Here is a 26,045-nt window from a genome sequence, read left to right as displayed (position 1 = left end):
CTCACGGTTGGTCGGTGGGCCAGGGCGGCAGCTCGGCCCAGACCTCCAAGGACTTCTGCGGCTTGAGCGGCTTCGCCAGCTTCAGCTGGGCGGGGATGAGCTTGTGGTGGTGCAGCGCGTTGCGGCAGACGTTCCGCCAGTACTGGGCGCGCTGGCGCAGCGTCGGCGCGTCGAGCATGTCGGCCGCGTACGTGGACCAGACGGCCACGGCGTGTGCCATGGCCTCGTTCTTGTCGGTCCGCTTGAGGAACCTGGTCAGCTTCCTCGTGGCGCAGACCTCGCAAGGGCAGCGTGGCGCGAGGTGCTCCTTGGCGCCGAACAGTTCGGCGAGCTTGTTGCCCTTCCACCAGCACATGAGTTCGGGGACCAGGACGCTCGGCGAGGGGTCCTGGTTGAACGCCATGGGCTTCTGCGGTGGCTCGACGGCGTGTCGAACGGATCCGCCGGTGCCGATGGCGCCGGCGAAGGCGCCGTGGGCGACCAGGTCGAACGCGTTGAAGTCCGTGCGCATCGGCATGAGCTCGATCGTCGCGGCGAGCGTCCGGAGGTTCGGGATGATGCGTGTCGCGGCCTGTGCGAGCGGGTCGAACTGCTTGCCGAGCACGAGTGCGACAGGGCAGTCGGCGTCGGCCAGGATGGCGGTCGTCTGGCGGATGAACTTCCGGTCGAGGAAGGAGATGTCCAGTGGAGCCACGAAAATCATGTCGTTGCGCCGCAGGAGTTTCACCTGCCGTGCCGCTGCTTTGAGCGAGTCGGTGTCGCCCGCGGTGATGAACTTGGTGGGGGTGAGCGCCGCCGGTGCGCCTGCCATCAACTGCTGGTCGAGCAGGTCTTCGAGGCTCGTCGGGAGCAGTTGGTCCTCGGGGGACCAGAACGGCGCGCCCACGGTGGCGACGTGCTTCTCGTAGGCGGCGGGATCGACCAGGACGAGCCCGTCGAAACCGTCCTCGGCGAGCAACTTCATGCGCCTGCTCGCCGTGGCGCCGGCGATGACGAACCCGCTGCGCTCGAGGTTGACGTGCGGCCGCAGCACAGGAACCTGGTCCGGGCGGGCGTAGATCAGCATGCGATCGAGCAGGGTGCCGACGCTGCCCGCAGGTCGCTTCGGCGAGGGGAGGTCGGCGAGTTGCGCGAGCGGGCTCACCGGGTCGTCGTTCGGCGAGGAGGCGCTCCCGTCGTGCAGATCAGTCATCGTCTGCCCCCAACACGTCGTCGCCGAGCATGGCCCGAAGGTTCTCGGCGGTCGTCCCCGCCTTCGCCGCCGCGGCGGCGATGCCGCCGGTCGAACGGACCGCGGCGGCCACGAGAGCCGGCACGACCGTCGTCGCCTCGTCCGGCAGCGGTTCGGGTTCGCCGGTCTTCCAGCCGAGCGCGGACATCTGGGTGTTGAGCGTGCGGTACCGGGAGTCCGTGATGACCGCCAAGTCGACCGCGCGGCGCAGCAGCGCTGCCGCGGACATGCGCCAGTGCGCTTTCAGCTGCAACAACCGCGCCGGCGTGATCGGCGCGGCGCGAAGGTCGCCGCGCACCTGGGCTGCCGGTGCGAGCAGTTCGCCGGCGAACGCCTGCGCCATGTCCTCCACGTCCATGTCCGGCGCGGGGGCGCACGCGATGTGTCCCAGTTCGTGAGCCAGGGTGAACCGTCGGCGCTCGGCGGGCGCGTCGGTGTTGACCACGAACACCGGCGCCTCTCCCGGGGGGTGCAGGCTCGTCGCGTCGACCTCGCGTCCGCCCAGCGACATCGGCACCACCAGCGCGCCCACCTGCTCGGCGATGGCGGTCACGGACTCGACCGGCCCGTCCGGGAGGTCGAGGGTGCGCCTGAGCGCGCGGGCGGCATCTTCGGGGCCGTCGATGTCCCCGACCCGCATCGGAACGAGCGTGAACTCCCGCAGGGGCACGGTGGAGTCGGCGGCGAGTCTCCGCAGGTAGAGGCGCAACAGGTTGATCCGAGCGTGCAGTCGTCGCAGCGTCGACGCCTTGGTCGACGCGCGGTTGCGATGATAGAGGCACCCTTCGCCGAGTGACCACAACTTCGAGTCGCTGACGAGGAGGTCCGGGGTGGCGCCCAGGGCGCTCGCGAACAGTTCGAGCCGCTCCCCGGCGACCGTCAGCGAGCCCTTCTCCGCGCGGGAGACGTAACCCTGGCTGATCTCCGGGTCGGCCTTCGCCAGCCGGGTCAGCTCCTCGGCCAGCCGCTTCTGCGTCCACCCGAGCGCCTCACGTGCGGCGACCAACAGATCAGGGTTGGCATCACCAGCCACGAAGCCGCTCATGCACGCAAAGATACGTCAGATCATTCCGACTGTCCACAGAGCTGTGGACAAGTTTGCGGTCTCACGGAGATTCAGGTCGTGCGGATCGGCTCCAGGAGGAGGTCACGGGCGGCGCGGCGAGGGCTGGCGGGGACCGGTGAGCCGTAGCCGATGCGGAGAACGGTCTGGGGTTCGAGGGTGCCGCCGAGGGCGCGGCGGAGTTCGTCGCGGACGGGGCGCACTTCGATCGCCTGGGACATGAAGGACGCGGACAGGCCGAGGGTGGTGGCGGTGAGCAGGACGCGTTGCAGGGCTTGGCCTGCCTGGAGTTCGGCGAGGGGACCGTCGTAGAACGAGCAGAGCACGACGATGAGCGGGTCGGACTCGTAGTCCTTGCCCGGGGGGCGCTCCGCGGCGTGGAAGTCGCGCATGGCCCATTCGTCCTGGGGCGCGGGCTGGATGCCGGCGGACTTGGGTGGGATGCCGTCGCCGGTTCGCGGGCCGGTCCAGCCGGTCAGCTCGGCCCGCACCTGCGGCGCGTCGGCCTGGATGCGCTGCGCCTTGGCCACGAAGCCCTGCAGCCGGGCCCGTTCGCCGCGGTCGGTCACGATGTGCAGCCACGACCGCTCGCGCTCGGCGGCCCGCACCAGCGCGTGCCGGTGCTCGACCGGCACCGGCACGTCGCGGAACGGTTTGCGGTTGGAGCGCCGGGCGGGGATCGCCTTGATCAGTTGTCGGGTCTCCTCGTCGAGGTCGCGGTGGCCGCCTCGGCGGACGGTGGCGAGCGCGCCGGGCGCGTCGGCGCCGGGCATGAGGGTGACGAGGGGTCGGATGCCGCGGTCGAGGAGGGCGAGGCGGAGGTTGAGCAGGGCGGCGCCGCAGGACAGCCGCAGTTCCCGGTCCTCGGGGTCGGTGGCGGGCAGCCTGCGGGTCGGGTCGGGGTGCAGTTCGATCCGGTCGGGTGCGAGGCGGAATCGCCAGGGTTGGGTGTTGTGCACCGATGGGGCGAGCGTGGCGGCGGTGAGCACGTCGGTCATCTCGTCCGCCGCGAGCCCGAGCACCTCGGTCATGTCTGCCATGTCGTCCCTGCCCGCTTCCCTGATCGAACCAACATCCCCACTGTGCGTCGCAGGGGAGCGGGAACACATGGTCGAAGGTCCCGTTCTGGCAGGGTCGGCCGGACTTGGCCGTGTCCGGCAGGGGTGGAAGGCTGGTCCCGTGGCCGGATCTGCTGACGAGGAGCTTCCGCACCGCCTGCTGGGCGGGTTGCGGTTGGACGAACTGCTCGACGAGGTGCGTGAGCGACTGACCGAGATCGCGTCGACCAGGGACAAGATGCAAGGTCTGCTGGACGCGGTCATCGCGGTCGGCGCGGGGCTGGAGCTGGACTCGACGTTGCAGCGGATCGTGCAGGCGGCGGTCGAGCTGGTCGGCGCGCGGTATGGCGCGTTGGGCGTGTTGGGCACGCAGGAGAACCTGTCGGAGTTCGTCTACGTGGGCATCGACCCGGAGACGCGCTTGCACATGGGGCACCTGCCGGAGGGCAAGGGGCTGTTGGGGTTGTTGATCAAGGATCCGCGGGCGATCCGGTTGCACGACCTGGCCGAGCACCCGGCGTCGGTGGGGTTCCCGGCGAACCACCCGCCGATGCACAGCTTCCTGGGTGTTCCGGTGCGGGTGCGCGACGAGGTGTTCGGCAACCTCTACATGACCGAGAAGATCGACGGCAACGACTTCAGCGCCGATGACGAGGTGGTGCTGACCGCGTTGGCCGCGGCGGCGGGCGTGGCGGTCGAGAACGCCCGGTTGTTCGAGCGGTCCCGGATGCGGGAGCGGTGGCTGGAGGCCACGGCGGAGGTCAACACCGAGTTGCTGGGCGGCGCTTCGGTCGACGACGCGCTGCGGTTGATCGCGCTGCGGACCCGGGAGCTGTCAGGGGCGTCGATGTCGCTGATAGTGCAGACCGAGGGCTTGGACGGGCAGCGGCTGCGCATGGTCGCCGGCGTGGGTGAGCAGGTCGAGGGCCTGATGGGCGGTGTGCTGGTCGGCGCCGGGACGGTCGTGGGGGAGGTGCTCGCCTCCGGTACGCCGATGCTGGTCGAGGACTTGGAAGGCCGGCTCGGTGATGCGGAGGTGCACGCGGGTCCGGGGGTCGCGGTGCCGTTGCGGGTGGGCTCGGCGGTGACGGGTGTGCTGTTGGTGGCGCGGGAGAAGGGCGGCGCCCGGTTCGGGGCGGACCAGGTGCCGGTGCTGGCGTCGTTCGCGGATCAGGCGGCGGTGGCGTTGGAGTTCGCCGAGAACCAGCGGGCGCGGCGGCTGGTGGACGTGCTGGAGGACCGCGACCGGATCGCCCGTGACCTGCACGACCACGTGATCCAGCGGCTGTTCGCCACCGGCATGAGCCTGCAGGGCGCGTTGGGCGCGATCCGCGAGCCCCAGGTGCGGGAGCGGGTGCGCAAGGCGGTGCACCAGCTGGACGAGACGGTGCTGGAGATCCGCACCTCGATCTTCGACCTCCAGGCCGGTGACGACCTGCCGGGCCTGCGGCGGCGGTTGCTGGACCTGGTCACCGAGCTGACCGAGGACGCGCCGGTCACGCCGACCGTGCGGATGACCGGCACGGTGGACAACTCGGTGCCCGACGACATCGGCGAGCACGCCGAGGCCGTGGTGCGGGAGGCGGTGACGAACGCCGTGCGGCACGCGCGGGCGAAGGAACTGGTCCTCACGGTGGAGGCGGGCGCCGAGCTGACCATCTCGGTCGTGGACGACGGTGTGGGCCTGCCGCCGCGGGTCGCCCGCAGCGGGTTGCGCAACCTGGAGCAGCGGGCCACCGCGTTGGGCGGCACCTGCTCGGTGACCGGCGAACCCGGCGGCGGCACCCGGCTGACCTGGCAGGTCCCGCTGAACTAGCTGTACTGACCCGTGCGCGACCCGGGGAGGGACTTCGTGGCCCCCGCCGTCGAGGACGTTGCCCAGCTTCTCGATGTCGACGTGGACCAGGGTGCCGGGCGCGGCGTATTCGAGCGGCGCACCGGTGCGGCGGTGGCCCGGTCCAGGTGCGCCAGGCGGGCCAGGCCGAAGCGGCGCAGCACCCGGTGCACCGTGGAGGGGTTCAACCCGAGCAGGTAGGCGATGCGGGCCCGCCCCGCAGCCGCGTCAGGCGGACCTTCACGATCCTGCGTTCGCAGCGGGTGGGCAGGCGACGCGGGCTGTGGCGCGGTCGGCTGGAACGGTGGCCATGCCCGGCTCGCGGTAACGCGAGGCCCAGCGGGCGACGGTGGTCGACGAGACCTGGAACCGCTCGGTCGCGTCGAACCGCCACAACCTCCCAGGGCGGTACAACTAGCCCTCCGACGGCGGCGCGGGCTTGCGCAGGCGGGTGGCGAGGACGGCGGCCTGGGTGCGGCGTTCGAGGCCGAGCTTGGCCAGCAGGTGCGAGACGTAGTTCTTGACGGTCTTCTCGGCGAGGAACATCTTCTCGGCGATCTGCCGGTTGGTCAGGCCCTCGCCGATGTAGTCGAACACGGTGCGCTCCTGCTCGGTGAGGGTGCGCACCGGGTCGCCCTCCTCGCGTTCGCGGCGGATGCGGTTGAGCAGGGCGGCGGTGGAGCGGGCGTCGAGCAGGGACTCGCCGGCGGCGACCTTGCGGACGGCGTTCTGCAGGTCGTTGCCGAGGATGCGCTTGAGGACGAACCCGGACGCGCCGGCCATGATGGCGTCGAACAGGGCCTCGTCGTCGGTGAACGAGGTGAGCATCAGGCACTTGAGGTCGGGCAGCTGGGAGCGCAGCTCGCGGCACAGCTCGATGCCGTTGCCGTCGGACAGCCGCACGTCCAGCACCGCGACGTCGGCTCCGCTGGCGTGCACCCTGGCCAGCGCTTCGGCCACCGACCCGGCCTCGCCCACCACCTCCAGGTCGTCCGCGCTGTTGAGCAGTTCCCGCACGCCGACGCGGACCACCTCGTGGTCGTCCACCAGAAACACCCGAGCCACCGCTCCACCCCTCCGTCGTCCGTCTGATCAGACCTTCGCCCACAGGGGTCGTCCGACACAGGGTCGAAAGACCCTCCCGCCGCGCGCTCAAGGTCCTCCCATCGTGTCAGTGCACGGCGTGGGCTGCTCGATCGTGTTCGGCGGAGCGCGGGGGTGCGACGTCGACCGGGTGGCGGTGGGCCACGAGGACTGGGCAGGGGGCGTGGTGCAGCGCCGCGCGGGTGACGGGACCGTGTCCGGCCAGGACGAGCAGGTCGGTGTCGGCGTAGCGGGTGATCGCCTCGTGCGGGTGCATCCTGGCCAGCACCGAGGTGTGCCGGGTGCCGCGCAGCACGTCGTCGGCGTGGGTCACCGGCCACACGGGGTCGTCGGCCCGCACCGGCAGCGACGGCGTGGCGTGCAGGACCCGCAGCGCCACGTGGTGCTGCTCGGCGTAGGCGACGGCACGGGCGAGAGCCAGGTCGTCGTCGGCCACGTCACCGGACAGCAGCACGGTGACCCGGCGGTGGGCGCGGCGCAACGCCTCGGCCGCGCCGCGGACCACGACGACGTCGCACGCCGCGTGCTCGACCAGCGGCAACACCAGCCGACCCAGGCCGAACGCGGTGCCGTTCACGCCGCGGTAGCCGACCACGAGGAGACCGGCACGGCACCCCACCGGCATCAGGTCGCGGACGGGGTCGGCGGCCGGCGGGCGCACCTCCAGCGGCGACCTGGTTGCCACGGCGTACTCGGCCGCCCACCGGAGGGCGGCTTCGCCCCAGGGGGAGTGGTCACCCGTCACGACGACGGGCGCGGGAATCCGGTCGGTCATGGCTCCACGGTGCTCCGCCCGGCGTCCGCGGCACAGGGTCGTGGCCGGTGTCCGGCGGTGGTCGTAGGTCCCTGCCCGCTGAGGACCTACGACCACTGCCCTCGGGGCGTCGGCTGCCTAGCGTCGGAACCGGAGACACCCGGGGTCCGCCTGCGATCCCGACGTCGGATTCGGAGGGAACCTGTGATGAGTGCCCCGATCGTGGTCGGTGTGGACGGTTCGGCGTCGGCGTTGACGGCCGTGGAGTGGGCGGCCGGGGAGGCTGCCCGGCACCGTGCGCCGCTCAAGCTCGTGCACGCCTACCTGCTGCCCGTCCGCGGCTACCCCGAGATCGTGCTGACCGGCCACGAGGTGCGGGAGGCGTTCGAGAAGCAGGGACGGCAGTGGGTCGACCAGGCTGCGGCAGCCGCCCGCGAGGTCGCCCCCGGGGTGGAGGTCGAGACCTCCGTCGTGGTCGACCGACCCGCCGCCGCCCTGATCGCCGCTTCGCACGGGGCACGGCTGGTCGTGCTCGGCTCCCGAGGGCTGGGCGGCTTCTCCGGCCTGCTGGTGGGCTCCGTCGCCGTCGCGGTCACCGCGCACGGCGAGAGTCCGGTGGTCGTCGTCCGAGACGACATCCGCCGCGACGGTGCGGTCGTGGTGGGCGTGGACGGCTCGCCCACGAGCGAGGAGGCGATCGCCTTCGCCTTCGCCGAGGCGTCCCTGCTCGGCGCGCCGCTCACCGCGGTCATCGCCTGGACCGACTTCCTGGTCGACAGCGCCTACCACTCGCGCTTCACCGTGGACTGGTCGCAGGTCGAGGACGAGCAGCTGCGTCTGCTGGCCGAGCGCCTGGCGGGCTGGCAGGAGAAGTACCCGGACGTGTCCGTGGACCGCGTCGTCGTCCACGACCGCCCCGTCCGGGCGCTGATCGAGGCGGCGGGGGACGCCCGGCTGCTGGTCGTGGGCAGCCACGGCACGGGCGGCTTCACCGGCATGCTGCTCGGCTCCACCAGCCAGGCGCTGATCCACCACGCGCCCTGCCCCCTCGCCGTCGTCCGACCTACCACCGGGGAGCACTGAACGCGGGGTCGACGGAACGGGGGACCGGTCACCTGACCGGTCCCCCGTTCCGTCGCGCCGTGTGAGCGAACCCCGACGGGAGTCAGGTCCGGGCAGGCGGCACGACCACGACCGGGCACGTCGCGTGCCGCAGGCAGTCCGCCGCCACGCTGCCCAGGACCAGCTCGGTGAACCTGCCGTGCCCGTGGGTGCCGACCACGAGCAGGTCCGCCTGCCGGGACGCCTGGGCCAGCGCGGTGCCCGCCTCTCCGATGATGGTCACCTCGCTGACCGGCGGCGCACCCGGCACGGACGCACGAACCTCTTCCACGATCGTGTGGAGCTCGCGCGCCGGGTGCCGGTGGCCCGGCTTGTCGGCGTGCGGGTGCACGCCCATCGACGCGGCTGCCAGGAACTCCGGCTCGCGCAGCCACGCCATCGTCGCCTCGACGGTCTCACCGGTCTTCACCGACTGGGCCAACGCCCAGCGCAGCGCCTCACGACTGGCCGGTGAACCGTCCACACCAACGAGCATCATGGCCTTCTCCTCTCCCTCTACCTGGAGCGTTCGCCCTGCGGCGGTGGGACCGGCAGGGCCCTAGGTCCCCAACCTCAAGGGACGATGCGCATCCCGCGCCGCCTTCAGGGTCGAAGGTCCCGTCGCCGACGGGACCGCGGCCACTGACCTCGGTGTTCCACCCCCGCGAGGCTGGGGGTGAGCACCCGAGGAGGGGCAATGGACGAGACGATCGTGGTGGGCGTGGACGGCTCACCGGTCAGCCGAACCGCATTGAGCTGGGCCGTCGAGGAGGCGAAGCTGCGCGGTTGCGCGGTGGAAGCGATCCTGGCCTGGCACGTCGACTACGGCGTGGTGATCGGACCGATGACGGCCACCATCGCCGCCGGGCTGGACCGCGACAAGATCCGCGACGACCACCGACGCGTGCTGGAGGACGTGGTGGGCGAAGCCGGTGTCGAGGTGCGGACCGTGCTCGCCGAGGGCGACGCCCGCGACGTGCTGGCCGAGGCGTCGCGGCACGCGGCGCTGCTGGTGGTCGGCAGCAGGGGCGCTGGACCGGTCCGAGAGGTGCTGCTGGGTTCGGTCAGCTCCTACTGCGTGCACCACGCGTCGTGTCCCGTGGTCGTGGTGCGCGAGCCCAGGCCCGAGCACGTCGAGCCGAAGCCCGTCATCACCCCGGGACCGCTGCTGTGACCGCCTCCTCGACGGCCTCGCTGAACGTCGACCGGGCGTTGTTGGCCGACGGGTCGGTGGTGGCGTTGCGCGAGCTGGGGCCGGCCGACGCCGACGCCCTGCTCGCCCTGCACCGCGACTTGCCGGCGGACGACCGCTACCTGAGGTTCTTCGGTGCCGCGCCCCGTCACCTGGACGAGTTCGTCGCCCGGCTGACCTCGGCCGTGGAGCCGTTGCACGTCGTGATCGGCGCGTTCGCCTCGGACGCGCTGGTCGGGGCCGCGAGCTACGTCCTGCTGGACGACGAGACCGCCGAGGTGGCGTTGGTGGTCGCGCACGACCGGCAGTCGCACGGTGTCGGCACGTTGTTGTTGGAGCACCTGGTGTCGTTGGCGCGCGGGCGGGGTGTGCGACGGTTCCGTGCCGACGTGCTCACGGTGAACTCGAAGATGTTGCGGGTCTTCGCCGACCTGGGTCTGGTGTGGACGTCCACGGCGGACAGCGGTGAGATCCGCGTCGACCTGGGTCTCGACCCCGGTGAGCGCTACCTGGAGGCCGTCGCCGACCGGGAGCGGGCCGCCGACGTGTCCAGCCTGCGCGCGGTGCTCGAGCCCGCCTCGGTGGTGGTGGTCGGCGCGAGCCGCAAGCCGTCCTCCGTGGGCAACGCGGTGCTGGCCAACCTGGTCGACGGCGGGTTCACCGGTGCGTTGTACGCGGTGAACCCCCACGCCCGGCGGATCCTGGGTGTGAAGTGCCACCCGGCGGTCGCGGACCTGCCCGAGGCGCCCGACTTGGCGGTGGTGTGCGTGCCCGCTGAGGCGGTCGTGCGGGTCGCCGAGGACTGCGGTCGGCGTGGGGTGAAGGCGCTGGTCGTGATCACTTCCGGCGTCGAGCCCGACCACCTGCTGGAGGTCGTGCGCCGGTACGGGATGCGGATGGTCGGCCCGAACTGCGTGGGCGTGTCCAGCACGGACCCGGAGGTGAGGCTGGACGCCACCTTCACCCGCGACCGGACCGAGCCGGGTGGGATCGGCCTGGTCACGCAGTCCGGTGGGGTCGCGATCGCCGCGGCCGAGCAGCTGCGGCGGTTGGGGCTGGGCACCTCGCAGCTCGTTTCGACCGGTGACAAGTACGACGTGTCCGGCAACGACCTGCTGCTGTGGTGGGAGCGCGACGAGCGGACGCGCGCGGTGGCGTTGTACCTGGAGTCGTTCGGCAACCCGCGCAAGTTCTCGCGCCTGGTCCGGCGGGTGGCGCGGCGCAAGCCGGTGCTGGCGATCCGGGCCGCGAGCAGCGAGGCCGGTCAACGTGCCGCCGCGTCGCACACCGCCTCGACCGCGACGCCGGCGGTGACGCGGGACGCGTTGTTCCGGCAGGCGGGCGTGATCGCGGTGGACGGTGTCGGCGAGATGGTCGACGTGCTGGCCGCGCTGCACGCCACCCCGCTGCCCGCCGGGCGTTCCGTCGCCGTGCTGGGCAACGCGGGCGGACTGGGTGTGCTGGCCGCGGACGCCTGCGTCCGGCACGGGCTGGCCATCGCCGACCTGGGCCCGGACACGGTCGAGGCGTTGACGGCCCTGCTGCCGAGCACGGCGAGCCCGCGCAACCCGGTCGACACCACCGCCGTCGTCGACGGGGCGACGTTCGGGCGTTGCCTGGACCTGCTGGTCGCCGACCCGGCGGTGGACGCCGTCATCGCGGTCACCGTGCCCACCGCGCTGGGCGACCCGGCCGGTGGCATCCACCCCGCGGCCAAGCCGGTGCTCGCGGTGAGCACCGACCAGGACGGGGCGGTGTCGCTGCGCGAGGACGCCATCGCCCGCTACACCGAGCCCGCCCGTGCCGCCGCCGTGCTCGCCGCGCTGGCCGAACGCGCCACGTGGTTGCGCCGCCCGGCGCCGCGCCCCGGCGGGTTGTCGGGGATCGACCTGCCGACCGCCCGCGCCGTCGTCGCCGAACACCTCGCGGCCGAACCCGGAGGCGGGTGGCTGGACCCCGATCGGGTGGTGCGGCTGCTGGGCGCGTTCGGGTTGCCCGTCCTCGGTGGGGTGTTGGTCCGGGACGCCGAGTCCGCGGTGGCCGCGCAGCGGTCCGTTGGCGGACCCGTCGCGCTGAAGGCCGTGGCGCGCGGGCTGCTGCACAAGAGCAAGGGCGGCGGTGTGCTGCTCGACCTGGCCGGCGAGGACGCCGTGACCTACGCCTTCGAGTCGCTGCGCGAGCGGTTCGGCGAGCAGTTGCACGGCGTGTTCGTGCAGCCCATGGCCGACCGGGGCAGGGAGCTGATCGTGGGAGTGGTGACCGACCCCCGGTTCGGTCCCCTCGTGGTGACCGGCTTGGGCGGCGTGGACACCGACCTGGTCGACGACCGCGCCGCCGCCCTCGCACCGCTGTCGGAAGCGGACGTGGACGACCTGCTCCACGGCTTCCGCGCCTCGCGGAAGGTGTTCCGCGAGCACGACGAAGCGGCCGTGCGCGACGTGCTGCTGCGGGTCGGCCGGCTCGCCGAGCTCGTCCCGGAGATGGCCGAACTCGACCTCAACCCCCTGGTCCTGACCGGGCGGCGGGTGCTGGCGGTCGACGCCAGGGTCCGCGTCGCGCCCGCCGAACCGGTCGATCCGTTCCTGCGCAGGCTCCGCGACCCGAGGAGGACGTCATGACCGCCACCGCCACCGTCCCGGTCGAAGTGACCTATGAGTCCGGGGAGGAGTACGTGGTGCGGATGCGCGACCACCACGTCCACACCGACCAGCCGCAGGAGTCCGGCGGCCACGACCTGGGCCCCACCCCGGTCGAGCTGCTGGTCGCGTCGATGGCCGCCTGCACCGCCTTCTACGCGGGCCGGTTCCTCGACCGCCACGGCGAGTCGCGCCGCGGCTTGGCGGTGACCGCCCGGTACCGGACTGCCTCCGACCCGCTGGCCCGCGTCGCCGAGGTGTGCCTGGCCGTGCGAGTGCCGGCCGGGCTGTCCGAGCGGCGCAAGACCGCCCTGCTCGCCGTGGTCCAGCACTGCACCGTGCACAACACGCTCCGGCACGCGCCGGAGATCGTCATCGAGCTGAACGAGGTGCAGTCATGAACGCAGGTCCGATCGTGGTCGGTGTCGACGGCACCCCGACGGGTGACCGCGCCCTGAGGTGGGCCATGGACGAGGCAGCGCGGCGCGGACTGCCGCTGCACGTGGTCAACGCCTACTCCTACGAACCGCTGGCCGACTGGGCTATGACGTCCGAGCAGGACGCTCGGGACCGTTCGGAGGCACTGGTCGACGACGCGTTGCGCGCGGCGTCCGTGGGCCGGCTGGAGTTCCCGCGGATCATCCGGCACTGCGTGCGGGGACCGGCCGCCGAGGCGCTGGAGGCGCAGGCCCGGGGCGCGTCGGTGCTCGTGGTGGCCGCGCACAGCGGCAGCCGGTTGCGGCAGGTGCTGTTGGGCAGCACCAGCGCGCACTGCGTGCGGCACGCGACCGTGCCCGTCGTCGTCCTACCGCCGAACGACGGGCAGCACGACGGGACCGCGGTCGGTGCGGGACAGGAGGCCGGGCGATGAGGGTCCGCGACCTGATGACGCGTGACGTGGTGACCGTGTCGCCCGGGACATCCGCGCGTGACGCGGCAGCACTGCTCGCCACCAAGGGGTTCACCGCGCTGCCGGTCGTCGACCAGTCCGGAACACTGGTGGGCGTGGTGACCGAGACCGACGCGCTGCGCGACCGGCTGCCCGTCGACCCCCGCTCGCTCGTGCACGGGGAGCCGTCACGGGCGCGTGCCGTCCCCCGCAGGACCGTCGCCGACGTGATGAGCGAGCCGGTGGTCGCCGCAGCGCCCGGCACGGACGTCGCGGAGCTGGCCCGGCGGATGGTGGAGCACGGCGCACGCAGCGCGTGCGTGGTGGACGGCAAGCGGTTGGTCGGCATCGTCACCCGCCGCGACATGCTCCGCGCGGTCAGCCGGGACGACCGGACCCTGGCCGCCGAGGTCCGACGCCGACTGGGCCTGTACGCCGACCCGCACCGCTGGACGGTGTCGGTGGTGGACGGCCGGGTGGCGATCGTGGACGAGTTGGACGACGAACGCGACCGGCACGTGGCCGCCGTGCTCGCGGGCGCGGTGGCCGGTGTGGTCGACGTCCGCTTCCCGGAGACGCGTCATGCCGTCGACCACGGCTGAACGCGAGGCCGCACCACACGGCATGCCCGTGCACGAGGTCGTGCTGCTCGCCGAGACCGACGCCGACACCGGCCTGTCCGGGGCGGTGGCCGGGGAACGGCTGGCCTCGCTCGGCCCGAACAGGCTGCCCGAGCGGCGTGGCCCCGGCCGACTGCGGCGGATGCTCGCCCAGTTCCACAACCCCCTGATCTACGTGCTGCTCGGTGCCGCGGCGCTGACCGCGGCGCTGGGCGAGACCGTGGACGCCTCCGTGGTGCTGGGCGTGGTCCTGGTCAACGCGATCGTCGGCTACTTGCAGGAGGTGCGGGCCGAACAGGCGCTCGACGCCTTGGAGGCGATGGTCCGGACCGAGGCGACCGTGATCCGCGAGGGTGTCGCCGCGCGGATCACCTCCGACGACGTGGTGCCCGGCGACTTGGTGGTGCTGGAGGAAGGCGACCAGGTGCCCGCCGACCTGCGGCTCGTGCGCACGCGCGAGCTGCGGGTCGACGAGTCCGCGCTGACCGGCGAGTCGCAACCGTCGGCCAAGGACCCGCTGCCGGTGCCGCACGACACCGGGTTGGCCGACCGCACGAACATGGCCTTCTCCGGCACGCTCGTCACCACCGGAGGCGGGCGCGGAGTGGTGGTCGCGACCGGCGCGGACACCGAGATCGGGCACGTGCACCGGCTGGTCGGCAGCACCACGACCGTGCAGACACCGCTGACCCGCAAACTCGCCCGGTTCAGCAAGCTGCTGACCGCCGTCATCCTCGGGCTGGCCGTGGTCACCGTCGTGATCGGGATGCTGCGCGGCGAGCCGTTCGCCGAGATGGTGACCGCGGCCGTGGCGCTGGCGGTCGGCGCGATCCCCGAAGGGCTGCCCGCCGCCGTGACGGTGACGCTGGCCATCGGTGTCGCCCGCATGGCCCGGCGCAACGCCGTCATCCGCCGCCTGCCCGCGGTGGAGACACTGGGCTCCACCACGATCATCTGCACCGACAAGACGGGCACGCTCACCGCCAACGCGATGACCGTCCGCCAGGTCGTCGCCGCCGGCGGGCAGCGGTGGGAGGTCGACGGGATCGGCTACGCACCGCTGGGCGGGCACCCGCCACCGCCGGATGCCGCGCGCGAGGTCCTGCTGGCCGGCCTGGCGTGCAATGACGCCCACGTCGTCCTGCAGGACGGCGGCTGGACCGCCGTGGGCGACCCCACCGAAGCCGCGCTCGTCGTGTCCGCCCGCAAGGCCGGGTTGACGTCCGAGGACGTGCCCGCACGCGTGGACGAGCTACCCTTCACCTCGCAACGCGCCTTCATGGCCACCCGCCAAGAAGGCGGTGTCGTCTACCTGAAAGGCGCGGTCGAGCGGATCTTCGGGTTCACCGGCTCCACCGACCACACCGCCGCCGAGGAACTGGCGAGCCGCGGGCTGCGAGTGCTCGCCTTCGCCCGCGCACACGTGCCCGAGGACATCCCGCTGACCGAGGACGTCCTGCACGGGGCCGTGCTGCTGGGTCTGCAGGCCATGCACGACCCGCCCCGGCCCGAGGCCGTCGACGCGGTCCGCGCCTGCCAGGACGCGGGCATCGTGGTCCGCATGATCACCGGCGACCACCTCGGCACCGCCCGCGCCATCGCCGCCCACTTCTCCCTGCCCGACGACGCCGTGCACGCCCGCGTCTCGCCCGAGGAGAAGCTGAGGCTGGTCAAGCAATTCCAGGCGGACGGGCACGTGGTCGCGATGACCGGTGACGGCGTCAACGACGCACCGGCGCTGCGGCGAGCGGACATCGGCGTCGCGATGGGCCGCGGCGGCACCGAGGTCGCCAAGCAGGCCGCGGACATGGTGCTGACCGACGACAACTTCTCGTCCATCCGCGCCGCCGTCGAGGAAGGTCGCGCGGTCTTCGACAACCTGCGCAAGTTCATCATCTGGACCCTGCCCACGAACATGGCCGAGGGCCTGGTCATCCTCACCGCGATCCTGCTCGGCACCGCCCTGCCGATCCTGCCCGTGCAGATCCTCTGGATCAACATGACCACCGCCGTCGCGCTCGGCCTGACCCTGGCCTTCGAACCGCGCGAGCCGAACGTCATGCGCCGCCCACCACTGCCACCGTCGCTGCCCCTGCTGACCGGCGCCCTGGTGCAGCGCGTCCTGCTCGTCTCGGCCGTGCTGCTGGCCGGCTCGTTCGCCGCGTTCCACCTGCACGGCGGCACGCTGGACCAAGCGCGCACGGTCGCGGTCAACGTCTTCGTCGCCGCCCAGGTCGCCTACCTGTTCAACTGCCGGTCGTTGCGAGACCTGCGTCCGCACGTCGGCTTCCGCCGCAACCCGTGGCTCCTGGTCGGCATCGCCGTCACCGCGGTCCTGCAACTGCTGTTCACCTACGCACCGTTCATGCACACCCTCTTCCACACCGCGCCGATCGGGTGGGGTGATTGGGCGGTGGTCGCGTCGGTGGCGGTCGTCGCCTATGCCGTGGTCGAGGCGGAGAAGTGGTTGCGCCGCCGATGACCGGACGGTCGCCGACACGACTGAGCCGGTGATCCCGGGGAGTTCCCGGGATCACCGGCTTGTGGCCGACGGGGTCAGCGACCGACGTTCGCGAGCTGGTGTTGCAGCTTGTCGCGCAGCAGGTCCACCGCCTCCTGGTAGGTCTGCGCGCTCGCCTCGGCGTTCACCGGTGTCCCGTTGACGTCCAGCGACGCGTGCGCCACCAGCAGCCGCTGCCCGTCGGGGCTCAGCCGAACCCTGGCGTAGGCGATGTCGGCGGGGGCGTACTTGGCGATGGTGGCGATCTTGGCGCGGGCGTACTCGCCGGCCTCGCCGGGCAGCCCAGGGGCCAGGTCGACCCGGATGTCGGCGATCTCGTGCACGTGGCTCATGCCTCCAGTCTCGTCCTGCCCGGCACGGGTCGACAGTGACCAAGGTCCCCGGCCGGCGGGGACTCCCGGAACTGGGTCTGGATCGATGACGGGACCAGGCTGGGAACCATCACCCCGAGATCGTCAGGAGAGCGAGATGTCGCAGCAGCCGGAGAACACCGCGCCGGACCTGTCCTTGATCGACGCCTACTGGCGGGCGGCCAACTACCTGTCGGCGGGTCAGATCTACCTGCTCGACAACCCTCTGCTCAGCGAAGAGCTCACCCCGGAGCACATCAAGCCCCGGCTGCTGGGCCACTGGGGGACCACGCCGGGCTTGAACTTCCTCTACGCCCACCTGAACCGGGTGATCAACGACCGGTCCCAGGACGTGCTGTTCGTGACCGGTCCTGGTCACGGCGGGCCGGCGTTGCTGGCCAACACGTGGCTGGAGGGCTCCTACACCGACACGCACCCGGACGTGCAGCGCGACGGTGAGGGCATGCGCAGGCTGTTCCGGCAGTTCTCCTTCCCCGGCGGCGTGCCGAGCCACGTGGCCCCGGAGGTGCCGGGTTCGATCCACGAGGGCGGTGAGCTGGGCTACTCCCTGGCGCACGCGTTCGGCGCGGCGTTCGACAACCCGGACCTGGTCGTGGCGTGCGTGGTGGGCGACGGCGAGGCGGAGACGGGCCCGCTGGCGGCGAGCTGGCACGGCACGAAGTTCCTGGACCCGGCCCACGACGGGGCGGTGCTGCCGATCCTGCACCTCAACGGCTACAAGATCGCCAACCCGACGATCCTGGCGCGCATCCCGCACGAGGAGTTGGACTCGTTGCTGCGCGGCTACGGCTATGCGCCGTTCTACGTCGAGGGCGACGACCCGGCGGTGCTGCACCCGCGCATGGCCGAGGTCTTCGACGAGGTGTTCGACGAGATCCACCGAATCCAGGAGGCGGCCCGTGCCGGGGACACCGAGCGCCCCCGCTGGCCGATGATCGTGTTGCGCACCCCGAAAGGCTGGACCGGGCCGTCCGAGGTGGACGGTGTGCCGGTGGAGGGCACGTGGCGCTCGCACCAGGTCCCGCTCGCCGGTGTCCGCGACAACCCCGAGCACCTGGCGCTGCTGGAGGGCTGGCTGCGGTCCTACCGCCCCGAGGAGCTGTTCGACGCCGACGGCCACCCCAAGCCCGAACTGCTGGCCCTCGCACCGCGCGGTGAGCTGCGCATGGGCGCCACCCCGCACGCCAACGGCGGCCTGCTGCTGCGCGAGCTGCGCATGCCCGGCACCACCCCGTACTCGGTGGAGGTGACCAAGCACGGCACCACCACGTCCGAACCGACCCGTGCGCTGGGCCGGATGCTGCGCGACGTCATGACACTGAACGCGGAGGAGAAGAACTTCCGCGTGTTCGGCCCGGACGAGACCGCGTCCAACCGGCTGGACGCCGTGTTCGAGGTGACCGCGAAGCAGTGGCTGGCCGAGAAGCTGCCGACCGACGAGCACCTGGAGACCAACGGCCGGGTGGTGGAGGTGCTGTCGGAGCACCTGTGCCAGGGCTTCCTGGAGGGCTACCTGCTCACCGGGCGGCACGGCCTGTTCAACTGCTACGAGGCGTTCACCCACATCATCGACTCGATGTTCAACCAGCACGCCAAGTGGCTCAAGACCCACCGCGAGATCGACTGGCGGCGCCCGGTCGCGTCGCTGAACTACCTGCTCTCCTCGCACGTGTGGCGCCAGGACCACAACGGCTTCAGCCATCAGGACCCCGGCTTCATCGACCACGTGATGAACAAGAAGGCCGAAGTCGTCCGCGTCTACCTGCCCGCCGACACCAACACCCTGCTGTCCGTGGCCGACCACTGCCTGCGCAGCCGCGACTACGTCAACGTCATCGTCTCGGGCAAGAACTACACCCCCGACTGGCTCAGCCCCGAGGAATCGGCGCTGCACTGCGCGCGCGGCGCGGGCATCTGGGAGTGGGCCGGCACGGACGACGGCCTGACCGAGCCCGACGTGGTGCTCGCCTGCGCCGGCGACGCGCCGACCCTGGAGATCATGGCCGCCACCGCCTTGCTGCGCGAGCACCTGCCCGAGCTGAAGGTCCGAGTGGTCAACGTGGTCGACCTGATGCGCCTGCAGCCGGAGACCGAGCACCCGCACGGCATGCCCGACCACGAGTTCGACGCCCTGTTCACCCCCGACAAGCCGGTGCTCTTCGCCTACCACGGCTACCCGTGGTTGATCCACCGCCTGACCTACCGCCGCACCAACCACCACAACATCCACGTGCGCGGCTACAAGGAGGAAGGCACCACCACCACGCCCTTCGACATGCTCGTGCTCAACGACATGGACCGCTACCGCCTGGTCATCGACGTGATCGACCGCGTCCCCGGCCTGGGCGTCAAGGCGGCCGGGCTGCGCCAGCACATGCAGGACCAGCGCACCCGCCACCACGCCTACATCCGCGAGCACGGCGAGGACCTGCCCGAGATCCGCGACTGGACCTGGCCGTACTGATGAACGTGCTGGTCGTCAACGCGGGCTCCTCGAGCCTGAAGCTGTCGGTGCTGGGCCAGGACGACACCGTCCTGGCCCAGCACCACGTCGAACGCTGGGACGGCACCCCCGACCTCGACCTGCGCCTGCCGCCCGTGCACGCCGTCGGCCACCGCGTCGTCCACGGCGGCGCCAGGTTCACCGGCCCGATCGTCATCACGCCCGCCGTGCGCCGGGATCTCGCCGCTCTGACGGACCTGGCGCCGCTGCACCAGCCCAGGGCCCTGGCAGGCATGGACGCGGCCCGGGTGCTGTTCCCCGACGTGCCGCACGTGGCGTGCTTCGACACCGCGTTCCACCGCACCCTGCCCGCCGCGGCGTCCACCTACCCGCTGCCGGCGGAATGGCGTGATCGCTGGGACCTGCGCCGCTACGGCTTCCACGGCCTCTCCCACGCCTACGCGGCCCGGCGCGCGGTCGAACTGGCGGGCGGCGGCACCCGCGTCGTGACCTGCCACCTCGGCGCGGGCTGCTCGTTGGCCGCCGTCCACGACGGCCGCTCGGTCGACACCACGATGGGCTTCACGCCGCTGGCGGGTCTGCCCATGGCCACGCGCAGCGGCGACCTGGACCCCGGCCTGCTGCTGTGGCTGTCGGACCGCCTCGGCGCCGGTGAACTCGCCGACGGCCTCGCACACCACTCCGGGCTGTTGGGTCTCTCGGGATGCGCCGACCTGCGCGACGTGCACGCTGCCGCGGCTCAGGGTGATCCGAAGGCCTGGCTGGCCCTCGACGTGTTCACCCACCGCCTGCGCCAGGGCATCGCCGCCATGGCCGCGTCGATGGGCGGACTGGACCTGCTGGTGTTCACCGGCGGCATCGGCGAGCACGACGGCGACGTGCGCGCCCGAGTGGTGGACGGCCTGGAGTTCCTGGGTCTCGTCCTCGACCGCGAGGCCAACGCCGCGGCTTCGGGTGATGCCCGGGTCGGCGCGGAGGCGTCCCGGACGCCGGTCTGGGTGGTCACCGCCCGGGAGGACATGGAAATCGCGGCCGGTGCGCGGGCCGCCTTGGCTGCCGATACCGTGTTGTAGAGTTGAAGAAGTTTTCAACTTCACAACTTGTCGGAGGCCGTCGTGCCACTCCCGCTGTACCAGGCCAAGGCCGAGTTCTTCCGCATGCTGGGGCATCCGGCGCGCATCAGGGTGCTCGAACTGCTCCAGGACGGCCCGAAGCCGGTGCGCGACCTGCTGGCCGACATCGGCATCGAGGCCTCCAGCCTCTCGGCCCAGCTGGCGGTGCTGCGCCGTTCGGGGATCGTCACGGCGACCCGGGACGGCACGACCGTGGTCTACGCGCTGACCAGCGACGACGTGGCGGAGCTGCTGCGCGTCGCGCGCAAGGTCCTGACAGGTCTGCTGACCGGTCAGAACGAGCTGCTGTCGATGCTGCGCGAAGAGGAGCGGGCGTGACGGCGTTCCTGCCGGCCAGAGCGGACTGGGCCGGTGCGACGCGAAGAGACCTCGTGGCCGGGGTGACGGTGGCGATCGTGGCCCTGCCGCTCGCCCTCGGGTTCGGTGTCGCCTCCGGGCTGGGGGCGGCGTCCGGCCTGGTCACGGCCGTGGTGGCGGGTGCGCTGGCGGCGGTGTTCGGTGGCTCCAGCCTCCAGGTGTCCGGACCCACCGGTGCGATGACGGTGGTGCTGGTGCCGATCGTCGCGCGCTACGGCGTGGACGGCGTGCTCACCGTCGGTCTGCTGGCCGGAGTCTTGCTGGTGCTGCTCGCGGTCGCTCGCGCGGGCCGCTACATGCGGTACGTGCCCGTTCCGGTGGTGGAGGGTTTCACGATCGGCATCGCGGCGGTGATCGCGTTGCAGCAGGTGCCCGCGGCCCTGGGGGTGCCCGCGTCCGGCGAGGACCACGTGGTGCTCGCGGCCGCGGCGGCTGTCGGGAACTTCGTCGCGGCCCCGCACTGGGAGGCCGTCGCCTTGGCGGGCGGGGTGGCTGCGGTGATGCTGATCGGGGCTCGGTGGCGTCCCGGTGTGCCGTTCTCGTTGCCGGCCGTCGTGGTGGCGACCGTCGCCGCGCAGTGGACGACGCTGCCCGTGGCCACGATCGGGACGCTGCCGAGAGCGCTGCCCGCACCGTCGTGGGGGTTCCTGGACTTCGGCGCGCTGTGGTCGCTGCTGCCGTCGGCGGTGGCCGTGGCCGCGCTCGCCGCGCTGGAGAGCCTGCTGTCGGCCGCGGTCGCCGACGGGATGAGCGTCAACCAGCGGCACGACCCGGATCGGGAGCTGTTCGGCCAGGGCTTGGCGAACCTGGTGGCACCGCTGTTCGGCGGGGTGCCCGCCACGGCGGCCATCGCCCGCACGGCGGTCAACGTTCGCTCCGGCGCGACCTCCCGGCTCGCCGCCCTCGTCCACGCCGTCGTGCTCCTGCTGATCGTCCTGGTCGCCGCGCCGTGGGTGGCCGGCGTCCCGCTCGCCGTGCTCGCGGGCGTGCTGCTGGCCACGGCCGTGCGGATGGTCGAGGTCGGCTCGGTGCGGGCGCTGGCCCGGGCCGGCCGTTCCGACGCCGCCGTGCTCGGGTTGACCGCCGTGGCGACCCTCGCGCTGGACCTCGTCACCGCCGTCATCGTCGGCCTGGTGTTGGCCGGCGTGTTCGCCCTGCGCGCGGTGTCGCGGACCGCGCGGCTGGAGGAGGTGCCGCTGGAACCGGGTGACCACCGCGACGAGGAACGCGCCCTGCTGGCCCAGCACATCGTCGCCTACCGGCTGGACGGCCCGCTGCTGTTCGCCGCCGCCCACCGGTTCCTGCTGGAGCTGACGGAGGTCACGCCCGTCGCGGTGGTGATCCTGCGGATGTCGCGGTTGTCCGCCGTCGACGCCACCGGCGTGCAGGTGCTGCGCGACGCCGTGCGGCGCCTGGAACACCGCGGCATCACCGTCCTGCTCTCCGGCGTGCGCGACGAGCACCGCCGCGCACTGGGCACGACGGACCTGCCCGTCTTCGACCACACCCCCGACGCCATCGACCACGCCCGGATCCTCCTGAGGGAACGGGACCTGCTGCCCTGATCACGCCCGCAGGTCGTGCGCCTTGAACTGCCCGCGCACGCGCTCGACCAGTTCCGCGTCCGGTGTCGGGGTGTCGGCGAGCAGGAACGGCAGGCCGGTGGCCTCGTACTTCGGCGCGCCCATCTTGTGGAACGGCAGCACGTCCACGCGCTCGACCGACGACAGGGTGGACACGAACGAGGCGATGCCTTCCACGTTGGCGGGATCGTCGGTCAGGCCCGGCACCAGGACGAACCTGATCCACATCGGTTTGCCCAGGTCCGAGAGGCGGCGGGCGAACTCCAGCGTGGGCGCGACCTCGCCGCCGGTGACGTGCCGGTAGGCGGCGGGGTCCCAGGACTTGATGTCCAGCAGCACCAGGTCGGTGTCGGCCAGCAGTTCGTCGGTGGCCCGGGCGCCGAGGAACCCGGACGTGTCCAGGGCGGTGTGCAGGCCCATGCCCTTGACGGCGTGCAGCAGTTCGGCGGTGAACTCCGGTTGCAGGAGCGGTTCGCCGCCGCTGATGGTCACGCCGCCCCCGGCGACCTGGATGAACCGCCGGTACTTCTCGATCTCGGCGATGACCGAGTCCACGCTGACGCGCCGCCCGTACCGCGCGAACCGGGTTTCCGGGTTGTGGCAGTACAGGCAGCGCAGCGGGCACCCGGCGGTGAACACGACGAACCGGGTGCCGGGGCCGTCCACCGCCGTGGCGAGGTCCCAGGAGTGGACGGCCCCGGTGGTCATCACAGTGCCCCGTGGAACGTGCGGTTGACCACGTCGCGCTGCTGCTCGGGCGTCAGCCGCACGAAGTTCACCGCGTACCCCGAAACCCGGATAGTCAGCTGCGGGTACTTCTCCGGGTGTTCCATGGCGTCCAGCAGCACCTCCCGGTTGAGCACGTTGGCGTTGAGGTGGAAGCCACCGGCGTCGGTGTAGGCGTCGAGCACGCCGACGAGGTTGATCACCCGTTCCGCGGTGTCGCGGCCCAGCCCGTTCGGCGTGATGCTCGCGGTCAGCGAGATGCCGTCCAACGCCTCGTCGTAGAGCAGCTTGGCCACCGACAGGGCCGCGGCCACCAGGCCGTGGCGGTCCTGGCCGTTCATCGGGTTGGCGCCGGGGGCGAACGGCTCGCCCGCGCGCCTGCCGTCCGGCGTGTTGCCGGTGTGGCGGCCGTAGACGACGTTCGAGGTGATGGTCAGCACCGACTGGGTGTGCACCGCGTCGCGGTAGGCGGGGTAGCGGCGCACGAGCGCCATGAAGTCCTTCACGAGCCCCACCGCGATGGTGTCGGCCCGGTCGTCGTTGTTGCCGTATCGGGGGAAGTCGCCCTCCACCGCGAAGTCGACGGCCAGGCCGGTGTCGTCCCGGATCACCTTGACGCGTGCGTGCTTGATCGCGGAGAGGCTGTCCGCGACGACCGACAGCCCGGCGATGCCGCAGCCGAGCAGCCGTTGGGCCGGGTGGTCGTGCAGGGCCATCTCGATGCGCTCGTAGGCGTACTTGTCGTGCATGTAGTGGATGATGTTCAGCGCGTCCACGTAGGTGCGGGCCAGCCAGTCGAGCGTCCGGTCGAACGCCGTGCGCACCTCGTCGTAGTCGAGGTACTCGCCCGTGATCGGAGGACGGTGTGGCGCGACCTGCTCGCCGGTCAGCTCGTCGCGGCCGCCGTTGATCGCGTACAGCAGTGCCTTGGCCAGGTTGACCCGAGCGCCGAAGAACTGCACCTGCTTGCCGACCTTCATGGCCGACACGCAGCAGGCGATCGCGGTGTCGTCGCCGAAGCGGGGCCGGATCAGCTCGTCGTTCTCGTACTGGATGGAGCTGGTGTCCACCGACACCCGCGCGCAGAACCGCTTGAAGCCCTCCGGCAGCGCGGGCGACCACAGCACGGTCAGGTTCGGCTCCGGCGCCGGACCGAGGTTGTAGAGGGTCTGGAGGAATCGGAAGCTGGTCCGGGTCACGAGCGGGCGGCCGTCTTCGCCGATGCCGCCGATGCTCTCGGTGACCCAGGTGGGGTCGCCGGAGAACAGTTCGTCGTAGGCGGGGGTGCGCAGGAAGCGCACGATCCGCAGCTTGATCACCAGGTCGTCGACCAGCTCCTGCGCCTGCGACTCGGTCAGCCGCCCGGCTTCCAGGTCGCGCTGGAAGTACACGTCCAGGAACGTGGACGTGCGGCCCAACGACATCGCCGCGCCGTTCTGCTCCTTCACCGCCGCCAGGTAGGCGTAGTACAGCCACTGGACGGCTTCACGGGCGGTGGTCGCCGGCTGGGAGATGTCGTCGCCGTAGGACCGCGCCATCTGCTTCAGCTCGTCCAGCGCGCGGATCTGCTCGGCCAGTTCCTCGCGGTCCCGGATGATCGCCTCGGTGGACGGCACGTCGTCGATCGCGGCCCGTTCGGCCCGCTTGGCGTCGATCAGCCGGTCGACGCCGTACAGCGCGACCCGCCGGTAGTCGCCGATGATCCGCCCGCGCCCGTAGGCATCCGGCAGACCGGTGATGACGCCCGCACGGCGGGCGCGCTTGATCTGCTCGGTGTAGGCGTCGAACACGCCGTCGTTGTGCGTCCTGCGATACTTGGTGAACACCTCGCGCACGGCCGGGTCCAACTCGTAGCCGTAAGCCGTCAGGCTCGCCTCCACCATGCGCAGACCACCGTTGGGCATGATGGCCCGCTTGAGCGGCGCGTCGGTCTGCAACCCGACGATGAACTCCTGCGTTCGGTCGAGGTAGCCCGGCCGGTGGGAGGTGATGGTGGACGGAGTGTGCACGTCCACGTCCAGGATCCCGCGCCTGCGCTCCTCGGCGAACAGCCCGGACAGATCCCGCCACAGGCCTGCGGTCCGCTCCGTCGGCGCCGCCAGGAACTCGTCGTCGCCCTCGTACGGGGTGTAGTTGGCCTGGATGAACCCGCGCACGTCGATGCCGTGCCGCCACCCTTCGCCGCTGAACCCGGTCCACGCTTCGAGGCGTTCCTCCACCGCGGTCATCGCGTCAACACCACCTTCAGCGCACCGGTCTCGCCCGCCCGCGCGAAGACGTCGTAGGCGAGGTCCATCTCGTCCAGCGCGAAGTGGTGGGTGGCGAACCGCTCGGCGTCGAGCCGGCCGTTCGCCAGCATCGTCAGCAGCGTGGGCGTGGTCACCGTGTCCACCAGGCCGGTGGTGATGGTGACGTTGCGGATCCACAGCTGCTCCAGGTGCAGCGTCGCGGGCTTGCCGTGCACGCCGACGTTCGCGACCCGCCCGCCGGGGCGGACCAGCCGCGCGCACAGCTCGAAGGTCTCGGGCACGCCCACCGCCTCGACCGCGAGGTCCGCGCCCCTGCCGCCGGTCAGCTCGAAGACCACCCGCTCGACGTCGTCGGCCGCGTTGACGGTCAGGTCCGCGCCGAACTGCTTGGCCGCCTCCAGCCGCGACTCGGCCAGGTCCACCGCCACGACGTGGCCGGGGCTGTAGAGGCGCGCGGTCTCGATCGCGGCCAGCCCGATCGGTCCGGCGCCCACGACGACGACCGTCTGGCCCGGCTCGACCTCGCCGTTGAGCACGCCGACCTCGTAGGCGGTGGGCAGGATGTCCGACAGCATCACCGCGGCGGCGTCGGTGACGCCGTCGGGCAGCAGGTACGTCGAGGTGTCCGCGAACGGAACCCGGACGCGCTCCGCGTGCGTGCCGTCCACTGTGTGGCCCAGCACCCAGCCGCCACCACCCAGGCACTGCCCGTACACACCGGTCCGGCAGTACTCGCAGCGCCCGCACGCGCTGATGCACGACAGCAGCACCCGGTCACCGGGCTTGATGCCGGTGACCGCCGCGCCGACCTGCTCCACCACGCCCACGCCCTCGTGGCCCAGGATCCGGCCGGGCTCCACCTCTGGCACGTCGCCCTTGAGGATGTGCAGGTCCGTGCCGCAGATCGTGGCCGCGGTGATCCGCACGACCGCGTCGGTCGGGTCGACCAGTTCCGGGTCGGGCACGTCTTCCCACGCCCGTCGGCCGGGACCGTGATAAACGAGTGCCTTCATCGTCTCCTCCTCGAATTCCGTCCACTCCGAGCGTCCACCCGGGCCGGTCCGCGAGACAGGGCCCGAGGTCCCGGCAGGACAGGGGCGGTTGGCCGCTGTCGACCGGTCCGCAGGAAGGGCAGCGTGGTGAGACGACGAAGAAGGGC

At 71.9% G+C, this 26,045-nt stretch carries 22 protein-coding genes and 1 pseudogene; 12 read left to right on the top strand and 11 right to left on the bottom strand.

The genetic code is table 11. The features are described 5' to 3' along the window. Nucleotide 1: 1 nt before the first annotated feature. The 3 genes from IOD16_RS23860 to IOD16_RS23850 form a co-directional block, all read right to left on the bottom strand. On the bottom strand, nucleotides 2-1,192 hold the full coding sequence (locus tag IOD16_RS23860; RefSeq protein WP_201436234.1) for a hypothetical protein: 1,191 nt from the start codon (nucleotides 1,190-1,192) through the stop codon (nucleotides 2-4). Next, complete coding sequence (locus tag IOD16_RS23855) at nucleotides 1,185-2,276, bottom strand: XRE family transcriptional regulator (RefSeq protein ID WP_201436233.1); 1,092 nt, start codon at nucleotides 2,274-2,276, stop codon at nucleotides 1,185-1,187. The genes IOD16_RS23860 and IOD16_RS23855 overlap by 8 nt, the downstream gene beginning before the upstream one ends. A gap of 71 nt (nucleotides 2,277-2,347) precedes the next feature. Next, a complete protein-coding gene (locus IOD16_RS23850) occupies nucleotides 2,348-3,334 on the bottom strand; it encodes an Acg family FMN-binding oxidoreductase (RefSeq protein ID WP_201436232.1) in 987 nt (328 codons plus the stop codon). 139 nt (nucleotides 3,335-3,473) lie between these two features. Here IOD16_RS23850 and IOD16_RS23845 point away from each other — a divergent pair, with 139 nt between their 5' ends. Continuing rightward, on the top strand, nucleotides 3,474-5,168 hold the full coding sequence (locus tag IOD16_RS23845) for a sensor histidine kinase (RefSeq protein WP_236594317.1): 1,695 nt from the start codon (nucleotides 3,474-3,476) through the stop codon (nucleotides 5,166-5,168). Between the two features lie 15 nt (nucleotides 5,169-5,183). Here the strand turns inward: IOD16_RS23845 and IOD16_RS40595 are convergent. The 3 genes and pseudogenes from IOD16_RS40595 to IOD16_RS23835 form a co-directional block, all read right to left on the bottom strand. Then, nucleotides 5,184-5,567, bottom strand: a pseudogene (locus tag IOD16_RS40595) (IS481 family transposase); the annotation flags it as partial. Between the two features lie 33 nt (nucleotides 5,568-5,600). Further along, entirely contained in the window at nucleotides 5,601-6,251 is a 651-nt protein-coding gene (locus IOD16_RS23840) for a response regulator (protein WP_201436230.1), read from the bottom strand. Between the two features lie 106 nt (nucleotides 6,252-6,357). After that, nucleotides 6,358-7,065 (bottom strand): universal stress protein, encoded by a 708-nt coding sequence (locus IOD16_RS23835; protein WP_201436229.1) that lies wholly within the window; start codon nucleotides 7,063-7,065, stop codon nucleotides 6,358-6,360. Nucleotides 7,066-7,251: 186 nt separating this feature from the next. On the opposite strand from IOD16_RS23835, the gene IOD16_RS23830 reads away from it, so the two are divergent. Then, the gene (locus tag IOD16_RS23830; protein WP_201436228.1) at nucleotides 7,252-8,127 is read left to right on the top strand and encodes a universal stress protein; all 876 of its coding nucleotides are present in this window, start codon (nucleotides 7,252-7,254) and stop codon (nucleotides 8,125-8,127) included. An 82-nt stretch (nucleotides 8,128-8,209) separates the two neighbouring features. Here IOD16_RS23830 and IOD16_RS23825 read toward each other — a convergent pair whose 3' ends face one another. Beyond that, nucleotides 8,210-8,644: a universal stress protein gene (locus tag IOD16_RS23825; RefSeq protein ID WP_201436227.1), complete on the bottom strand. Its 435-nt coding sequence runs from the start codon at nucleotides 8,642-8,644 to the stop codon at nucleotides 8,210-8,212. A 198-nt stretch (nucleotides 8,645-8,842) separates the two neighbouring features. Here IOD16_RS23825 and IOD16_RS23820 point away from each other — a divergent pair, with 198 nt between their 5' ends. Genes IOD16_RS23820 through IOD16_RS23795 form a run of 6 tightly spaced genes read left to right on the top strand, consistent with a single transcriptional unit; the run spans nucleotide 8,843 to nucleotide 15,964 of the window. Continuing rightward, on the top strand, nucleotides 8,843-9,319 hold the full coding sequence (locus tag IOD16_RS23820) for a universal stress protein (RefSeq protein ID WP_201436226.1): 477 nt from the start codon (nucleotides 8,843-8,845) through the stop codon (nucleotides 9,317-9,319). Further along, the gene (locus IOD16_RS23815; protein ID WP_236594316.1) at nucleotides 9,316-11,955 is read left to right on the top strand and encodes a bifunctional acetate--CoA ligase family protein/GNAT family N-acetyltransferase; all 2,640 of its coding nucleotides are present in this window, start codon (nucleotides 9,316-9,318) and stop codon (nucleotides 11,953-11,955) included. The genes IOD16_RS23820 and IOD16_RS23815 overlap by 4 nt, the downstream gene beginning before the upstream one ends. After that, the gene (locus IOD16_RS23810; RefSeq protein WP_201436225.1) at nucleotides 11,952-12,374 is read left to right on the top strand and encodes an OsmC family protein; all 423 of its coding nucleotides are present in this window, start codon (nucleotides 11,952-11,954) and stop codon (nucleotides 12,372-12,374) included. The genes IOD16_RS23815 and IOD16_RS23810 overlap by 4 nt, the downstream gene beginning before the upstream one ends. Further along, the gene (locus tag IOD16_RS23805; protein ID WP_201436224.1) at nucleotides 12,371-12,844 is read left to right on the top strand and encodes a universal stress protein; all 474 of its coding nucleotides are present in this window, start codon (nucleotides 12,371-12,373) and stop codon (nucleotides 12,842-12,844) included. The genes IOD16_RS23810 and IOD16_RS23805 overlap by 4 nt, the downstream gene beginning before the upstream one ends. Continuing rightward, nucleotides 12,841-13,464 carry a CBS domain-containing protein gene (locus IOD16_RS23800; RefSeq protein WP_201436223.1) on the top strand — a complete coding sequence of 208 codons (624 nt, stop codon included), beginning with the start codon at nucleotides 12,841-12,843 and terminating at the stop codon, nucleotides 13,462-13,464. The genes IOD16_RS23805 and IOD16_RS23800 overlap by 4 nt, the downstream gene beginning before the upstream one ends. Further along, nucleotides 13,445-15,964 carry an HAD-IC family P-type ATPase gene (locus IOD16_RS23795; protein ID WP_201436222.1) on the top strand — a complete coding sequence of 840 codons (2,520 nt, stop codon included), beginning with the start codon at nucleotides 13,445-13,447 and terminating at the stop codon, nucleotides 15,962-15,964. Before IOD16_RS23800 ends, IOD16_RS23795 begins: the two co-directional genes overlap by 20 nt. Nucleotides 15,965-16,038: 74 nt before the next feature. Here IOD16_RS23795 and IOD16_RS23790 read toward each other — a convergent pair whose 3' ends face one another. Next, the gene (locus IOD16_RS23790) at nucleotides 16,039-16,335 is read right to left on the bottom strand and encodes an HPF/RaiA family ribosome-associated protein (protein WP_201436221.1); all 297 of its coding nucleotides are present in this window, start codon (nucleotides 16,333-16,335) and stop codon (nucleotides 16,039-16,041) included. 136 nt (nucleotides 16,336-16,471) lie between these two features. On the opposite strand from IOD16_RS23790, the gene IOD16_RS23785 reads away from it, so the two are divergent. From IOD16_RS23785 to IOD16_RS23770, 4 genes are read left to right on the top strand one after another with little or no spacing between them, the layout of a single operon-like run. Next, complete coding sequence (locus IOD16_RS23785; RefSeq protein WP_201436220.1) at nucleotides 16,472-18,838, top strand: phosphoketolase family protein; 2,367 nt, start codon at nucleotides 16,472-16,474, stop codon at nucleotides 18,836-18,838. Beyond that, complete coding sequence (locus IOD16_RS23780) at nucleotides 18,838-19,911, top strand: acetate/propionate family kinase (RefSeq protein ID WP_201436219.1); 1,074 nt, start codon at nucleotides 18,838-18,840, stop codon at nucleotides 19,909-19,911. Before IOD16_RS23785 ends, IOD16_RS23780 begins: the two co-directional genes overlap by 1 nt. Nucleotides 19,912-19,953: 42 nt before the next feature. Then, the gene (locus tag IOD16_RS23775; protein WP_201436218.1) at nucleotides 19,954-20,289 is read left to right on the top strand and encodes an ArsR/SmtB family transcription factor; all 336 of its coding nucleotides are present in this window, start codon (nucleotides 19,954-19,956) and stop codon (nucleotides 20,287-20,289) included. Next, nucleotides 20,286-21,893, top strand: coding sequence for a SulP family inorganic anion transporter (locus IOD16_RS23770; RefSeq protein ID WP_201436217.1), 1,608 nt, complete (start codon nucleotides 20,286-20,288; stop codon nucleotides 21,891-21,893). Before IOD16_RS23775 ends, IOD16_RS23770 begins: the two co-directional genes overlap by 4 nt. On the opposite strand, the gene pflA is transcribed toward IOD16_RS23770, so the two are convergent. From pflA to IOD16_RS23755, 3 genes are read right to left on the bottom strand one after another with little or no spacing between them, the layout of a single operon-like run. Then, the gene (pflA, locus tag IOD16_RS23765) at nucleotides 21,894-22,619 is read right to left on the bottom strand and encodes a pyruvate formate-lyase-activating protein (protein ID WP_201436216.1); all 726 of its coding nucleotides are present in this window, start codon (nucleotides 22,617-22,619) and stop codon (nucleotides 21,894-21,896) included. Beyond that, nucleotides 22,619-24,865, bottom strand: coding sequence for a formate C-acetyltransferase (gene pflB / locus IOD16_RS23760; RefSeq protein WP_201436215.1), 2,247 nt, complete (start codon nucleotides 24,863-24,865; stop codon nucleotides 22,619-22,621). The genes pflA and pflB overlap by 1 nt, the downstream gene beginning before the upstream one ends. Continuing rightward, nucleotides 24,862-25,899: a zinc-dependent alcohol dehydrogenase family protein gene (locus IOD16_RS23755; RefSeq protein WP_201436214.1), complete on the bottom strand. Its 1,038-nt coding sequence runs from the start codon at nucleotides 25,897-25,899 to the stop codon at nucleotides 24,862-24,864. The genes pflB and IOD16_RS23755 overlap by 4 nt, the downstream gene beginning before the upstream one ends. Nucleotides 25,900-26,045: the final 146 nt, after the last annotated feature.

Origin of the sequence: Saccharothrix sp. 6-C (assembly GCF_016695385.1) — a bacterium.
Taxonomy (GTDB): Bacteria; Actinomycetota; Actinomycetes; order Mycobacteriales; family Pseudonocardiaceae; genus Actinosynnema; species Actinosynnema texasense.
Note: the sequence above shows the minus strand (reverse complement) of the source record. Positions and strands in the feature narration are given on the sequence as shown.